Source organism: Agrobacterium tumefaciens (assembly GCF_013337285.1).
In the GTDB taxonomy this organism is placed as follows: Bacteria; Pseudomonadota; Alphaproteobacteria; order Rhizobiales; family Rhizobiaceae; genus Agrobacterium; species Agrobacterium burrii.
Genome location: NZ_SUPW01000010.1, coordinates 14233 through 29046 on the forward strand (window position 1 = coordinate 14233; position 14814 = coordinate 29046).

At 59.1% G+C, this 14814-nt stretch carries 12 protein-coding genes; 8 read left to right on the forward strand and 4 right to left on the reverse strand.

From position 1 onward, the window contains the following. Positions 1 to 6: 6 nt before the first annotated feature. The 4 genes from FCH38_RS20850 to FCH38_RS20865 are packed head-to-tail and all read right to left on the reverse strand — an operon-like array spanning position 7 to position 3497. Positions 7 to 744 (reverse strand): ABC transporter ATP-binding protein, encoded by a 738-nt coding sequence (locus FCH38_RS20850; protein ID WP_174375013.1) that lies wholly within the window; start codon positions 742 to 744, stop codon positions 7 to 9. Next, positions 741 to 1586, reverse strand: a complete 846-nt coding sequence (locus tag FCH38_RS20855; RefSeq protein ID WP_174375014.1) for an ABC transporter ATP-binding protein — start codon at positions 1584 to 1586, stop codon at positions 741 to 743. The genes FCH38_RS20850 and FCH38_RS20855 overlap by 4 nt, the downstream gene beginning before the upstream one ends. After that, entirely contained in the window at positions 1573 to 2472 is a 900-nt protein-coding gene (locus tag FCH38_RS20860; protein ID WP_174375015.1) for an ABC transporter permease, read from the reverse strand. Before FCH38_RS20860 ends, FCH38_RS20855 begins: the two co-directional genes overlap by 14 nt. Then, positions 2469 to 3497: an ABC transporter permease gene (locus FCH38_RS20865; protein ID WP_149900939.1), complete on the reverse strand. Its 1029-nt coding sequence runs from the start codon at positions 3495 to 3497 to the stop codon at positions 2469 to 2471. The genes FCH38_RS20860 and FCH38_RS20865 overlap by 4 nt, the downstream gene beginning before the upstream one ends. A gap of 206 nt (positions 3498 to 3703) precedes the next feature. Between FCH38_RS20865 and FCH38_RS20870 the strand changes: the two genes are divergently transcribed. The 8 genes from FCH38_RS20870 to ligD all read left to right on the forward strand — a co-directional run bounded on the left by FCH38_RS20870 (position 3704) and on the right by ligD (position 14811). Next, on the forward strand, positions 3704 to 4417 hold the full coding sequence (locus tag FCH38_RS20870) for a FadR/GntR family transcriptional regulator (RefSeq protein ID WP_149900940.1): 714 nt from the start codon (positions 3704 to 3706) through the stop codon (positions 4415 to 4417). Between the two features lie 67 nt (positions 4418 to 4484). Then, positions 4485 to 5465: a mannonate dehydratase gene (locus FCH38_RS20875; protein ID WP_153516022.1), complete on the forward strand. Its 981-nt coding sequence runs from the start codon at positions 4485 to 4487 to the stop codon at positions 5463 to 5465. 76 nt (positions 5466 to 5541) lie between these two features. Then, a complete protein-coding gene (locus tag FCH38_RS20880; RefSeq protein ID WP_174375017.1) occupies positions 5542 to 7128 on the forward strand; it encodes an ABC transporter substrate-binding protein in 1587 nt (528 codons plus the stop codon). A 243-nt stretch (positions 7129 to 7371) separates the two neighbouring features. Continuing rightward, the gene (locus FCH38_RS20885; RefSeq protein ID WP_174375018.1) at positions 7372 to 8475 is read left to right on the forward strand and encodes a hypothetical protein; all 1104 of its coding nucleotides are present in this window, start codon (positions 7372 to 7374) and stop codon (positions 8473 to 8475) included. A gap of 177 nt (positions 8476 to 8652) precedes the next feature. After that, positions 8653 to 10995 carry a bifunctional diguanylate cyclase/phosphodiesterase gene (locus FCH38_RS20890; RefSeq protein ID WP_174375019.1) on the forward strand — a complete coding sequence of 781 codons (2343 nt, stop codon included), beginning with the start codon at positions 8653 to 8655 and terminating at the stop codon, positions 10993 to 10995. A 211-nt stretch (positions 10996 to 11206) separates the two neighbouring features. After that, the gene (locus FCH38_RS20895; RefSeq protein WP_174375020.1) at positions 11207 to 11491 is read left to right on the forward strand and encodes a hypothetical protein; all 285 of its coding nucleotides are present in this window, start codon (positions 11207 to 11209) and stop codon (positions 11489 to 11491) included. Then, positions 11488 to 12315 carry a Ku protein gene (locus FCH38_RS20900; RefSeq protein WP_174375021.1) on the forward strand — a complete coding sequence of 276 codons (828 nt, stop codon included), beginning with the start codon at positions 11488 to 11490 and terminating at the stop codon, positions 12313 to 12315. The genes FCH38_RS20895 and FCH38_RS20900 overlap by 4 nt, the downstream gene beginning before the upstream one ends. A gap of 3 nt (positions 12316 to 12318) precedes the next feature. Beyond that, the gene (ligD, locus tag FCH38_RS20905) at positions 12319 to 14811 is read left to right on the forward strand and encodes a DNA ligase D (RefSeq protein ID WP_174375022.1); all 2493 of its coding nucleotides are present in this window, start codon (positions 12319 to 12321) and stop codon (positions 14809 to 14811) included. Positions 14812 to 14814: the final 3 nt, after the last annotated feature.

Here is a 14814-nt window from a genome sequence, read left to right on the forward strand (position 1 = left end):
GTTGATCTAAAGGAAACTGCTTTCGAACAGTTCGCCTGAATAGGCCGCGTGGGTAACGCCCGCTTCAAGGTCGGCCCTGGTCAACTCATCGACGAAAACGCCGTTCTGCATGACGAGAACGCGGTCGCACATATGGGCGATGACCGCGAGATCGTGGCTGACGAGAACGAAGGTGAGGTCGCGTTCCTCGCGCTGGTCGGCAAGCAGGTTGAGGATTTCCGCCTGAATGGACACGTCGAGCGCAGATGTCGGCTCATCGAGCAGCAGGATTGGCGGTTCGAGGATCAGCGCGCGGGCGATTGCCACACGCTGGCGCTGGCCGCCGGACAGTTCATGCGGAAACCGCTCGGCGAAATGAGCGGGCAGGCCGACCTGTTGCAGGGCATCAGGGACTTTCGACCAGCCGTCGCCGAGCCCCATCGCGCGGATGGGTTCGGCCAGAGCCCGGCCGATGCGATGGCGCGGGTGCAGCGAACCGTAAGGGTCCTGAAACACCATCTGCGCCAGCTTCAGTTCTTCGCGGCTTCGCACCTTACCGACCGGCTTGCCGTCGAAGCCGATCGATCCGGTCCAGACCGATTCCAGGCCCGCAAGCGACCGCAGCAATGTCGACTTGCCGCAACCGCTTTCGCCAACGATGCCGAGCGTTTCGCCTCGGTTGACCTTGAGGCTGACGCCGCGAACGACGTGATTGCGGTTTTCCTTCGCGCCATAGACGACGTCGAGCTCGTCTACCGTGATCATCGCATCACCTCCGCATCGATTGCCTGTCGGTCCAGTACCTTGAGACGCCTGACCGGGTTGCGGGGATCGGGCATCGCCGCGATCAGGCCGCGTGTATAAGGATGTTGCGCATCTTCCAGCTTGGTCAGCGTTTCCACCACGCGCCCGCCATACATGACCAGCACCCGTTCGCAGAAGGCGGCAACCATGCGGATGTCATGGCTGATGAGAATGAGGCCCGAATTGTTTTCACGCACCATCTCGTCCAGAAGCAAGAGCACATCCTTGCGGACGCTGACATCGAGAGCCGAGGTCGGCTCGTCGGCGATGACGAGCTTCGGTTTGGCGAGCAGCATCATGGCGATCATCACGCGTTGCCCCATGCCGCCCGAAATCTGGTGGGGATAAAGCCCCATCACACGGTCCGGATCATTGATACGCACGCGTATCAGCATATCCCGCGCTGCGTTTCTCGCTGCCTTGCCGGTGAGAGCCAGATGCAGTTCGGCCGCCTCCGCCACCTGTTTTCCGATCGGCAGGACCGGATTGAGCGAATAACGCGGATCCTGCATGATCAGCGCCATTTCGCTGCCGCGGATCGCGCCCATCTGGCGTTCGGATCTGGTAAGCAGCGGTTCGGACAGGAAATCCATGCGCTCCGCCGTCACGGTGGCGCTTTTTGGCAGAAGCCGCATGGCGGCGCGTCCGGTCGTAGATTTTCCGGAACCGGACTCGCCGACGATGCCGACACGCTCGCGTCCGACGTCGAAATTGACATTGGAAACGGCGGGAATGGAGTTGCGGCCAAAGCGAACGTTGAGGTCGCGGACCGAGAGAATGGGGGAGCTATCAGGAACGGGCATGGCGCGGATCCAGCAGGTCTCGCAGCGTATCGCCGGCGATGTTGAAGGCAAGGCTCGTCAGCAGGATGGCGATGCCGGGCATGACGGCGACCCACCAGTAATCGAGCATGAATTTACGGCCGCTGGAGATCATCGCTCCCCATTCCGGCAGCGGCGGCTGAGCGCCCAGACCGAGGAAGCCGAGCGACGCGGCAGTGAGAATGATGCCGGCCATGTTCAGCGTCAGACGGACGATGACAGAAGGAATGCACATCGGCGCAATGTATAAAAATAGGATGCGCAGCGGTGATGCGCCATAAAGGCGGGCGGCGGCGACATAGTCTGTATTGCGCACGACGAGAGCTTCGGCGCGGGCGAGACGCGCAATTGGCGGCCAGGCGGTCAGCGAGATCGCGATGATCGCCGTGCCGAGACCCGCACCCATCGCGGCCGCAAAGGCAAGCGCCAGAACGAGCGACGGAAAGGACAGCACGATATCGGTGGCGCGCATCAGGATGGCATCGGTTCTGCCGCCGAAGAAACCGGCCATGACGCCAATTGCAAGGCCGATGGGGCCGACGATAATCGAGACCGACAAGACGGTCTGGATGGTGATGCGGGTGCCATAGACAAGCCGGCTGAAAATATCCCGGCCGAATTCGTCGGTGCCGGCCAGATGCAGCCAGCTGGGCGGCTGAAGCGCATTGTCGAGCGCCTGGCGCGCCGGATCGAATGGCGCAATGAGCGGCGCGAAAATCGCAACAAGAACCAGGACGGCAAGGATGGCAAAACCGAACATTCCAAGCGGCTCGTCACCGAGCTTTCTTAATGTCCGGAAGGTCGTGGTGGATATCCGCGACAGGGCGCTGCGGCCATGAACGGTATTATTCTGGGTGATATCGGTCATCGAGCGACCTCCCGTGTGCGCGGGTCCAGCGTGGTATAGGCCACGTCTGCCAGGAAGTTGAGCATCATGAAGATGAATCCGATGACGATGGTGGCCGCGAGAATGGCATTCATGTCACCGATGAGCAGGGCGTTCGTCATATATTGGCCGATGCCCGGCCAGGAGAAGACGATTTCCGTCACCACGGCGCCTTCGAGAAGGTTGCCATAGGAGATGGCGAGAACGGTGATGAGCTGTACGGCGATGTTGGGCAGCACGTGACGGGTGATCGTGCGTGCCGGGCTGACGCCCTTGGCGCGCGCTGCGATCACATAATCCTGGCTCAGCTGTTCCAGCGTGAAGGCGCGTGTCATGCGGGTGATATAGGCCATCGCCATATAGGCAAGGATGATCGCCGGCAGGAGGATGTGCGAAAGCGCGTTCCAGAAAATCTCGGTCTCGCCGGCAAGCAGGGTATCGACCAGCATCAGTCCCGTTTTCGGCTCGACGAGGCCTTCATAAAAAACGTCGACACGGCCGGGGCCTGCGACGAGGTTGAGATTGGCGTAGAAAATCACCAGCCCGACGATGCCGAACCAGAAGACCGGGATCGAATGCCCCACCAGCGCGAAGACACGCGCGAATTTGTCGATGAATGTATCGCGAAACAGCGCGGCGGCGAGGCCAAGCGGCACGCCGATGACGGTAGAGATGATGATCGCCAGCGTCGCCAGTTCCAGCGTCGCCGGAAAAGCCTGCGCCAGATCCCGGGTCACCGGATTGCCGGTCAGGATCGCTATCCCGAAATCACCGTGCAGCAGGCCGCGCAGATAAAGGAAAAACTGCTGGTAGAGCGGCAGGTCAAGTCCGAGCCGCGCCCGCATGGCCTCATAAGCCTTGGGGTCCGCAAGCTCGCCGACGATTGCGCCGACCGGATCGGTCGGCATGACGCGTCCAATGATGAACGTGATGCAGAGCAGAATGAAGAGGCTGACGACAAGTTGCAGGAAACGATGTCCAAGCCCACGTAGAGAAATTTCCGTCATTTTTGGCCGCACTTCCGTGGAAGGAATTCTTCAGTGGTCATGGCAGGGTGAGCTGCTCGCCACAGGCGCGCAATTCTCCATTGCAAAAACTCTTGATGGTACTTCATCCCAACTCCTCCCTGAGCTAACATGAAAACATATGACGTAACACAAAGTCATCATATGAGTAACGAAGGGATTCGTATTCCGCAAGAGGGAAGAGTGGCATGAGGGACGATATGACAAAACCGCGGGAGCGGCGGGCGCAACCGATCATCGACAATCTCAGCGCGGAAATTCGCAGCGGTAAACTGAGAAATGGTGACCAGCTTCCCACGGAACCGCAGCTTGAGCGCACCTATGGCGTGAGCCGAACGGTGGTGCGCGAAGCGATCGCGGATCTGCGTTCCGCCGGTTATGTCGTTCCCATCCAGGGCAAGGGGGTTTTTGTCAGCAATACCAGTGAGTGGGACGGGGTGAAGCTGACCCAATCAGAAGCTGGCACCATTGCGGAAACGCTGGAAATGCTGGAGTTCCGGCTGGCGACGGAGGGGGAGGCGGCAGCCATTGCAGCCTATCGCCGGACGGCCCAGCAGGAAGCCGCAATCTCGGCCGCGCACCGGAAAATGGCCCGCGCCATAGATGCCGGCGAAACCACCGTTGACGCCGACTACGAGTTTCACACTGCCATCGCGATTGCCACGAATAACCGTTTTTATCTGGAGGCTCTGCGCCAGTTCGGCTCACGCTCGATACCGCGCGGTCAGTTTCCAACGCTGCCGGAAACGGGGGATGCGAATTATCTTCGCAAAGTGCAGGCGGAACACGATGCAATCCTGCGCGCCATCGTCGAGCAGGACCCGGATGCGGCGCGAAAAGCCATGCGCGAACATATGCTTGCGAGCCAGCGTCGATATCGCCTGCTTTCGGAGGCGCAATAGCATCTCGACACTCATCTTATTTCGTGCGATGTCATATGATGACTTGCATGGAGAGAGGAGAGAATCGATGTATGTCGGCACCCAGGTTGCTGCACGCGATGATGAGGATTTCAAGGTTTGGGCGCAGCTCGGCGTCAAAAACATAAGCGCTGACCCGCCCGGAAAGCCCGCGAGCTGGGTTCTGGATGACTTCGAGCGTCTGCGCGACAAGGTCGAAAGTTTCGGTCTGGTACTGGACATGGTGCAATTGCCCCTGCCTTCCCGGCCGATCGAGCAGGCATCCTATCCGGATATCCTGCTTGCCGGTCCGGAGCGTGACCGGCAGATCGACGCCGTCTGCACGATGATCGAGAATATTGCCAAGGCCGGCATTCCGGCCGCGAAATACAATCTCAACCTTATCGGTATTCCGCGCACCGAAATGGAACTTGGCCGCGGCGGTTCGCTCAATGAGGCGTGGCGGTGGGACAAGGCCGACCACAATGCCGATCCGGGTCTGGCCGGCGTTCTGTCCGAGGACGAGAACTGGGAACGCATCGACTATTTCCTCGAGCGCGTGGTGCCGGTCGCGGCAAGCAACAAGGTGCGCCTCGCGTGCCATCCGCATGATCCCTATACGCCGCCGGGCTATAAGGGCGTCACCCGTGTGCTTGGCACTGTCGAAGGTCTGAAGAAGTTCGTGCAGATGCGCGAAAATCCCTATCACGGCCTGAATTTCTGCCAGGGATCGATTGGCGAGATGCTCGATAATCCGCGCGAGGAGATCGACGACATCATCCGCTGGTTCGGCAGCCGCGACAAGATTTTCAACGTGCATTTCCGCAATATCAGCGGTGGCAAGCTGTCGTTCATGGAGACGTTCCCAGACGAGGGCGACATGGACATGGTGCGTTCGCTGAAGCTCTACCATGAACTGGGCTATCGCTACATGATAATGCCCGATCATGTGCCGACAATTGCCGGCCGTGACCCTGTCGGTGTCGCCTTCAGCTTCTGCTACGGCTACATCGCCGCGCTTCTGGAAGCACTGAACAACAAACATCTTTGACTGTTTCAGGCCGGTCGGCGCAGGTCCGCGCCGCCGGTTTCACATCCATAATTACCGATCTGTAGGAGGAGCAGGTATGAGAAAATCATTGATCCGTCTCGCATTCACCACCGTTCTGGGAGCCATGCTGGTGCCCGCGGCGCCAAGTCTGGCAAAAACCCCCAACGACCAGCTCATCATCGCAACGTCGCTGGCTCAGGTTCTGTCGCTTGATCCGCATCAGGCAACCGAAGCCAAGGCCAACGAAATCATGGCCAATCTTTATGATCGCCTGATTTCTGTTGATGGTTCGGGCAAGGTTTCGCCGCAGCTGGCGGAGCGTTGGGAGACAGATGACAAGGGCATCACGTTTCATCTTCGCGAGGCTAAATTCGCCTCCGGCAATCCTGTCACCTCTGCGGATGTGGTTTATTCGTTCAGCCGTCTGTTGAAGATGAACCAGGCGGCCGCCGCCAACCTTAAACGCGTTGGCTACAATGCTGACAATGTCGACAAGCTGGTGAGCGCGCCGGATGAAAAAACGGTGCGTATCGAACTTTCCGGTGAAACGACCTCCGAACTGCTGCTCTATCGCTTGGCCATGGTCATTGCCAGCGTTGTCGACAGCAAGGAACTCAAGTCCCATGAGGTCAATGATGATTGGGGCAATGCCTGGCTGAGGACAAATTCCGCCGGTTCCGGACCCTTCACGCTTAATCGCTGGTCGCCCAATGAGATCATCATTCTCGAGGCCAACAAGGACTATGTGGCCGGCAGCCCGAAAATGCGCCGCGTCATCGTGCGGCATGTGCCGGAAAGCCAGGTCGAGCGTCTGATGCTGGAGCGCGGCGATATCGACATCGCCAGCGCGCTGACGGCGGCCGACCTTGCCATCTTCAACAACAAGGAAGGTTTTCAGATCCAGCGCGTGCCGACGGGTGGTTTCTATGTCCTGTCGATGAATGCCGGCAAGGAGCCTTTGTCCAACCCCAAGGTCCGCGAGGCAATCGCCTACGGCATCGACTACAAGGGCATGGAAAAGACCATCATGGGGCCTTATGGCCGGGCGCGCACGGTGCCGGTGCCGGAAAACTTCGAATATGCCATTGCAAGCCCGGACTGGAAGCTTGATGTTCCGAAGGCCAAGGCGCTTTTGAAGGAGGCCGGATACGAGAACGGCTTTACGCTTAATCTGAAGACGATTGCGCAGACGCCGCGTATCGACCTCGCTACCGCGATCCAGGCGTCGCTGAGCCAGATCGGTATCACCGTCAACATCCAGCAGGGTAACGGCTCGGATGTGATCGCCGCCCACCGCGCCCGTGATTTCGATCTGCTCATTCCGCAGACCGGCGCCTATATGCCGAATGTGCTGGGTTCCATGGAGCAGTTTTCCAGCAACCCCGACAATTCGCTTGCTGCCAACAACGCCGGCAATTTCGTCTGGCGCTCGGCCTGGGACATTCCGGAACTGACTGCCCTGACGGCAAAGGCTTCGCTTGAGCCCGACGCCAAGAAGCGCGGCGAAATCTACACCGAGATGCAGGAAAAGTTCGTTGCGCAGAAGCCGGCCGTGCTGCCGATGTTCGAGCGGTTCGAACCCATCGTGCTGAATGCGCGCGTGAAGGACTATGTCGGCCATCCAAGCCAGACGACACGGCTGGAAAAGGTGACGAAGGACTAAGGGTAAAACCAAATACCATCTGAAAACCTGCGACGGGCGGTCTTACCGCCCGTTTTTTATGGGCAGTTGCAGCGCGATGTTTTAGGGCAAACCGTTGGTTTCAGGCGATTATCGTCATCATCCCGAAATTTCGGGGGTTTTCTCAAGGACTTCATCGGATTAGACCGTGTGACGACCATTCCTTCCGCTGGGCGAGAGTCGCAAACTCCGCTCATCAACCTCCCGTAAAATACGTTGACGATCATGAACCTTGCACAGATAAAACTTCCGTCGCGGCCGCTGAGCCTCAAGCGTGGCGTCATTTCGGTGCCGGCAGCCTATTATTTTTCCATTCCGGTGCTTCTGGTAATCTTGGCGGTGATGCTTGTGGCTGAGGGCCCGGGAATATTGCGCGACTACCAGATCAGTGAAGATCCGCTGGAAATAGAAAGCGGTGATATCAACGGCAGCTGCAAGACCCGCAAGGCGATCTTTACGACATGCGAGGCGGACCTTTCTTATGAGCACGCCGGCGTGAGCTACACGAAGGAAGTCGAGGTTATGTTCGTCGATTTCCATTCCGGCGACTATGAGACCGGGCTGGTCATTTCCGCGAAAAACCCGGAGCTTGCAACGATCTCCCTCGGCATCGATATGCTCTGGAACCGCATCATCACGCTCGGTGTATTTGTCGCCCTGCTCGGTTTAGGCAGTCTGGCAATGCTGTTTACGCTTATTCGCGTCCTGCGAGCCCGACTGCAATTACGGCATCCGGCCCCTTTAACCATTATCCCCGTGGCGCTGACGGCAGTCGCCGAAAAACGCAGCCGTCTTTTCGTGACCTATACCGATACGGTCAGAGACGCCAAGACCAAGCGGCAGTCCTTCACCCATCTGGAAAGGGGACGCATCCCTGTCGTCGTTGGCCACACTGGAAAACACGATATTGCACTGGCGGTCTGGCACGGCAATACTGCGCTTCCGGTTCTGCTCGACGACCAGCTGGAGCGGATCGACCTGTCGAACGAGGAGAGGGCGCAGGCTCTGGCATCAATCGCACCGATGGTTGCGAGCCAGGCCCAGGAAGGCTCTTCCACTGCCGGTGCGGCGATAAAGAAACAACCGGGCCTTCTGCGGCGACTGGGCACTTTCGTCGCAATCGTGGCCGTCATCATTGTCGCGGTCTTCGGTTACTGGCTGTGGTATGTCACAGCCGCGCCGTCGCAATTCAATTCGCCGGGCATGGACCTCAACAACATGATGCCCGCAGCCCTTAATGAATGGGGTTGCGCCCGTCTGCAGGAGCGCTTCGCCGACGGCCCGGCGCCGTTTGGATGTACTGCGGCCGACTATCGAAGCTGGAAATAACGGCTTTTTTCTCTAACGTCGCCGGACCGAGCGCAATGTTTTGCGCCGGTCCGGTGCATTTCCTGCTCGGCGCAGAACTGATGGCGCCATTTATCAATAGTTGCATTAGAGATTTATAAATAAACCAAATTCATAGTGCGATCATGGGCGGTTCTTCAGAGGCTGGGAGAGTGCATCATGTTCACGGTTCTGGAATGCGTCGCGGTACAACACGACCGGGCGGTCGTGCTTCTTGCGGCATTGATCTGCCTGCTCGGCATGCTCGCGTTTTTTCACCTGTTGTTGCGCGCCGAGGAAAGTCCGGTTGGCCGTAAGCCCTATTGGGTTCTGACCGCCGCCTTTGCCGGGGGACTCAGCGTCTGGGCTACACATTTCGTCGCCATGCTCGCCTATAAGGGCTCGGTCCCTATCGGGTTTGATTTTTCCTTCACGGCTCTTTCAGCGGCGCTTCCTGTTCTGGGCTTCTGGCTGGCGCTCCGGGTTCCCTCGCAGGCAGGCTACAGCCCTGCTATCGTCGGAACGCTGGTGACCGTTTCGGTCGCCGTCATGCATTTCGTCGGCATGGCAGGAATGGATGTCGCTGCCACCGTCAGCTATCGCTGGGGTGCTGTCCTTGGCGGTTTTGCCGTTTCCTGGGTGTTTTTTCTTCTGGCCTTTTTCCTGTTTCGCCGTCCCGGCTCCTGGAAACAGCATATCCTCCTTCCGGCCGGCTCTTCGATACTGGCAATCTGCGCGCTGCACTTCACCACCGTTTCGGCAACGGTGCTGTCGCCGGATTCCTCCATTTCCGGTCCCGACCCCGATAGCCTCGCAAGGCTGATGGTGATCGGCGCCGTGTCCGGCGTAACGTTCCTCATCCTTTGCGCGACCGCCACCGCGGCGCTGGTGGATCGTTACCTTGTCGATCTCAAGGGCCTTGTCGATGCGACGCTGGATGGCCTTGCCGTCGTGCGCGATGGCCGTATCGTCGAGCTTAACACACGCTTTGCCGGACTTCTTGGCAATGATGAGGTAGCCCTCATCGGAAAAAATCCCGATGATCTGTTCAAGGCCATGGACGGGCAGCCCGCCTATCTGCCGCGCCATGCACCGGTCGAGGCCATCCGCGAGCGGGCCGACCGGCAACAGGTGTTTGAACTTGCCGTGCGCACCATCGAATATCGTGGTCGCCCCTGCGAGGTGATGGCCATTCGCGATCTGACGGAAAAGCGCGAGGCGCAACGGGAAATCGAATATCTCGCGCGCCATGACGTGCTGACAGGCCTTGCCAACCGTACGATGTTCCAGACCCGGCTTCGCCAGCAGATCGAGAATTGCGACGAGGAGGACGAATTTGCGCTGCTGGCGCTCGATCTCGACCGGTTCAAGGCAGTCAATGACATATTCGGCCATGCCGAGGGCGACCGGGTGCTGAAAAGGGTCGCAGCCATTCTTCATGAATGCGCAAGGGCAGGCGACGTGGTCGCGCGACTTGGCGGCGATGAGTTTGTCATCCTGACCGCCCGGCACACCAAGGCGGATGAGGCGCGCCTGCTCGCCGAGACCATCCTTGGCATGTTCTCAGTGAAAATGAATGTTGCCAATGACCCGACCGCCGTCGGCGTCAGCATCGGCATCGCCGTTTTCCCGCGTGACGGTCGGGATGATGAAAGCATCATGCACGCCGCTGATCTGGCGCTCTACCGCGCCAAGGTGGGTGGGCGCGGCATATTGGCATTTTACGATCCTTTGATGGATCAGGAGGCGCGTGAGCGCCGGCAACTCGAAACGGATTTGCGGCTTGCCGTCAATCGCAACGAGTTGCTGCTGAACTATCAGCCGGTTTTATCCGTCGAATGTGGTCAGGTCGTTGGTTACGAGGCGCTGGTGCGCTGGCAGCATCCGACACGGGGTGTCGTGTCGCCGGATGTTTTCATCCCGATAGCGGAGGAAAGCGGGATCATCATCTCGCTTGGCGAATGGGTGCTGCGTGAGGCCTGCCGTGAGGCGAGCACCTGGGCGCCGCATCTGAAAATCGCGGTAAATGTCTCGCCGCTGCAGTTTTCTCTGGCAAATCTCGGTCATGTCGTCTGCACGGTGCTGATGCAGACCGGTCTTTCGCCGAACCGGCTGGAACTGGAAATCACCGAGGCGGCACTCCTGAAAGACCGCAAGGCGACGCTGATCATCCTCAACCAGTTGAAAGCGCTGGGCGTCGCCATCGTCATGGACGATTTCGGGACGGGTTATTCCTCGCTCAGCAATCTGCAGAGTTTCCCTTTCGACAAGATCAAGATCGACCGCAGCTTCATCGCGGCCATGAGCGAGGACGACAATGCCCGTGCCATCGTGCGCGCCGTGATCGGCCTTGGCCGCAGCCTCGATCTGCCGGTGACGGCGGAAGGGATTGAAACCGACGCGCAATATCGCATGGTCGTCGATGAAGGTTGCGCGCAGGCGCAAGGCTATCTCTTCGGCAAACCGGATGTGGCGCCCGCCGCGGCTGCGGGCATGACCACACGGAAGAAATATTCCGTTTGAAAGAACGTGCGGCGGCATGATGCCGTTGCCGTTCCTCCCCCCCCGCGCCTTGGCAATTAAAGCCGGGTAGCCATGCAAAAAAGACTGCTATGGACCATATTCTCAATGGAACGAGGACCAATCCGAATCGTTAAAGTCACTTATGGCGTCTCCCGCCAAGCCGAGGCGAGATCAACTTGTCCTATTGCTTGAGACGCCTTGAGGATGTGACATGAAACGGCAGGCAGAACGTTCAGACGCAGGTATAAAACCTTTTGATGTCCGCGACCGGCTGATACTGGCGCTTTATGCGCAGCTGAAGGCGGAGCGTCAGACCCGTAAGGCGATGGAATGGGTCATCCGCAATGGGGGCCTTTCTCCGGAGGTGCTGGAGGCGATGGCATCCGACCCAGTGCCGGTGCTGGCGGAAACGGATGTGCCGGCCATCGAGCGTATTCTTGCTGCCGACCGGGGTGATGAGCGATCTTCCGACAGTCATCGCGGGCGGGCATCATGAACAGGAGAGCAAGCTGGAAGGGCCATCTTGCCTTTGCCGATTTCAACTGCGAAATCGGGCTTTATTCCGCGCTGACCTCAACGGAGAAGATTTCGTTCAACATCGTCAATCGCAAGACCGGCCACCGGGTGGAACGGCAATATGTCGATAGCGATACCGGCGAGGCCGTCGGGCGTGACGATCAGGTCAAGGGTTACGAGCGCGACAATGGTGATTACATTATCATCGAAGGTGACGAGATCGCGAAACTGATGCCGGAGAGTGACAAGGTCATTCGTATCCGGCATTTTCTTGAATGCGACGAGATCGACAAGCTGTTTTTCGATAGGCCCTACTATCTTGCGCCGACGCAGGAAGGCGGGGAGGAAGCGCTGACGCTGCTGGCAAAGGCGATGGAGGACGAAAACGTCGTCGCTCTCGGCGAGGCGGTGCTTTTCCGCCGCAATCGCATGTTGCTGATCCGCCCAAGCGGCAAGGCTCTCGTCGCCACGACGCTGAATTTCGGCTACGAGGTGCGCGCTGAGAGCACCGTCTTCAAGTCCATTCCCGATATTCAGTTCGATGACGAGATGCTGGAGCTTGCCGGCCATATCATCAAAACACGCGCCGGCACCTTCGATCCTTCCGACTATAGCGACCGTTACAATGATGCCCTCGCGGAACTGGTGAAGGCCAAGATCGAGGGCCGGGAAATCCAAAGGCGGCCAGCTCCGAAGCAAGATAATGTCATCGATCTGAAAGAGGCCCTGCGCCGCAGTGCGAAGGCCGAGGGCGGGGAAAAAACCGGGACGGCGGGCCGCAAGGCGTCACGGAAAGCGAGCTGATGCATGGGATTGCAGACCTATAACGCCAAGCGCAGTTTCGACAAGACGCCGGAGCCGAAGGGCACGCGGGCCGAAGCTCAAGGGTCGAGTTTCGTGATACAGAAACACGATGCCCGTCGGCTGCATTATGATTTCCGGCTGGAAATGGACGGTGTGCTGAAAAGCTGGGCGGTGACGCGCGGCCCGAGCCTAGACCCGGAGGACAAGCGCCTTGCGGTGCATGTCGAAGATCACCCGCTAAGCTATGGTGATTTCGAGGGCGTCATTCCCAAGGGACAATATGGCGGTGGAACGGTCATCGTGTGGGATCGCGGCGTCTGGCGGCCGATTGGTGATGCCAGGAAAGGATATCGCAAGGGCCATCTCGAATTCGAACTGGAAGGCGACAAGCTTAAAGGGCGCTGGCATCTGGTACGCATGCATGGAAAACCCGGTGAGAACAGGGAAAACTGGCTGCTGATCAAAGGAGATGACGAGGAGGCCCGGCATGAGGGTCGGGCGGATATTCTGGAGGAGCGACCGGAATCGGTAAAGACCGGGCGCACCGTCGAGGAGGTCGCAGCCAAACCCAAGGACACATGGAATTCCAAGTCAGTCTCGAAAAAGGCAGCTGCCTCTTCTTCCGGCCAAAAGCAGGCGCATGCCTTGCCCAGGGGCGCACGCAAACAGGCGCTTCCGTCTTTCGTGCCGCCGGCGTTGGCAACGCTGAAGCCGAAACCGCCAGTTGGTTCCCGCTGGCTGCATGAAATCAAATTCGATGGTTACCGCCTGCAGGTGCGGCTCGATCACGGCAAACTCCAGCTTCTGACGCGCAGCGGGCTGGACTGGACGGAGAAGTTTGGCGATGCGGTGGCACGCGCGTTGAAAGCCCTGCCGGCCGAAACCCTGCTGATGGACGGGGAAATCGTGGTGGAACGCGACAGCGGCGCCTCCGACTTCTCGGCGTTGCAGCAGGATTTGAGCGAGGGGCGGAGTGATCGTTTCGTTTTTTACGCCTTTGATCTGCTATATCTCGATGGTTCCGATCTGCGTGGGGCGGCGCTTACCGATCGCAAGGCGTTGTTGGAAAAGCTGCTGCCAGCGGGCGATCACAAGCTTCGGTACAGCGAACATTTCGAGGAGAGTGGCGAGCTTGTGCTGGACCACGCCTGCCGTCTCAGCCTTGAGGGCGTTATTTCCAAGGTCAAGAACAGCCAATATGTTTCCGGCCGCAAGGGCGAATGGGTGAAATCCAAATGTTCGATGCGGCAGGAATTCGTCATCGGCGGCTACACGCTCTCTTCGACATCGGACCACGCCATCGGCTCACTGGCGCTTGGCGTTTATGAAAAGGGCAAGCTGCGCCATGTCGGCCGCGTCGGTACCGGCTACACGGGCGAAGTGGCGGAAATGCTGCTTGGCCGCCTGAAGCCGCTGGAAAGTGAGGAAAGCCCGTTTGGCGACAAGCTCACCGCGCTTGCGCGCCGTGACCTTCACTTCGTTACGCCGCAACTGGTGGCGGAAGTGGAGTTCCGAGCCTGGTCTGGAGATGGCAATCTGCGTCACGCTTCCTTCCGCGGCCTGCGCGAAGACAAGCCGGTGGAAGAAATCGAACGCGAGGAGAAGGCCGTGAGCGATACAAACGCGCCGCAATCCGCCATCAAATTCACCCATCCGGACCGGCTTTACTGGCCTGATGACGGTGTGACCAAGGAGGGGCTCGCCGATTATTACGCGCAGGTGTGGCGGCATATGTCGCCCTTCGTTGTCGATCGACCGCTGGCGCTGCTGCGTTGTCCCGAAGGCATAGAGGGGCAGCGGTTTTTTCAGAAACACGCCTGGCGCGGCATCAACAAGGCCGTGGAGCAGATCAAGGATCCCAAGGACAAGGGCGGTGAACCGCTCATCCGCATCACCGATTTCGACGGTCTTATGGCTCTGGTCCAGTCCGCTACGCTCGAAATTCACCCATGGGGCACCACCACCGCCAACTGGGAGAAACCCGACATGATCACCATGGATATCGATCCCGGCGAAGACGTGGCCTGGGAAGAGGTGATCGAGGCGGCTATGGAACTGAAACGGCGTTTCGAGGACGCCGGGCTTGTCGCCTTCGTCAAGACTTCGGGCGGCAAGGGCCTGCATGTCGTCGCGCCGCTGAAACCGCAGGCAGGCTGGGCAGCCGTAAAGGCTTTCTCGAAAGCGATGGCCGCCGATATGTCGAAGGCGGAACCTGATAAATATCTTTCCGTGGCAACGAAAGCAAAACGCCGGGGCCGCCTTTTCATCGATTATCTGCGCAATGGCAGGGGCAATACGGCGGTCGCGCCCTATTCGACGCGTGCCCGGCCCGGTGCGGCCATTTCCGCACCGCTGGAATGGTCGGAACTCACGGCCGAGATTGGCCCGGCGCATTTCACCGTCGCCAATATTGGTGCGCGTCTCTCAGTCCTCAAGAAAGACCCATGGGACGGATTTTTCGCCGCTGCCCGGCCGCTGCCGAAAAAGGCCGGCTAACAC

What these genes read in the sequence shown, in the direction of transcription:
- FCH38_RS20850 (WP_174375013.1), bottom strand. Translation starts at nt 744, where the DNA reads ATGATCACGGTAGACGAGCTCGACGTCGTCTATGGCGCGAAGGAAAAC.
- FCH38_RS20855 (WP_174375014.1), bottom strand. Translation starts at nt 1,586, where the DNA reads ATGCCCGTTCCTGATAGCTCCCCCATTCTCTCGGTCCGCGACCTCAAC.
- FCH38_RS20860 (WP_174375015.1), bottom strand. Translation starts at nt 2,472, where the DNA reads ATGACCGATATCACCCAGAATAATACCGTTCATGGCCGCAGCGCCCTG.
- FCH38_RS20865 (WP_149900939.1), bottom strand. Translation starts at nt 3,497, where the DNA reads ATGACGGAAATTTCTCTACGTGGGCTTGGACATCGTTTCCTGCAACTT.
- FCH38_RS20870 (WP_149900940.1), top strand. Translation starts at nt 3,704, where the DNA reads ATGAGGGACGATATGACAAAACCGCGGGAGCGGCGGGCGCAACCGATC.
- FCH38_RS20875 (WP_153516022.1), top strand. Translation starts at nt 4,485, where the DNA reads ATGTATGTCGGCACCCAGGTTGCTGCACGCGATGATGAGGATTTCAAG.
- FCH38_RS20880 (WP_174375017.1), top strand. Translation starts at nt 5,542, where the DNA reads ATGAGAAAATCATTGATCCGTCTCGCATTCACCACCGTTCTGGGAGCC.
- FCH38_RS20885 (WP_174375018.1), top strand. Translation starts at nt 7,372, where the DNA reads ATGAACCTTGCACAGATAAAACTTCCGTCGCGGCCGCTGAGCCTCAAG.
- FCH38_RS20890 (WP_174375019.1), top strand. Translation starts at nt 8,653, where the DNA reads ATGTTCACGGTTCTGGAATGCGTCGCGGTACAACACGACCGGGCGGTC.
- FCH38_RS20895 (WP_174375020.1), top strand. Translation starts at nt 11,207, where the DNA reads ATGAAACGGCAGGCAGAACGTTCAGACGCAGGTATAAAACCTTTTGAT.
- FCH38_RS20900 (WP_174375021.1), top strand. Translation starts at nt 11,488, where the DNA reads ATGAACAGGAGAGCAAGCTGGAAGGGCCATCTTGCCTTTGCCGATTTC.
- ligD (WP_174375022.1), top strand. Translation starts at nt 12,319, where the DNA reads ATGGGATTGCAGACCTATAACGCCAAGCGCAGTTTCGACAAGACGCCG.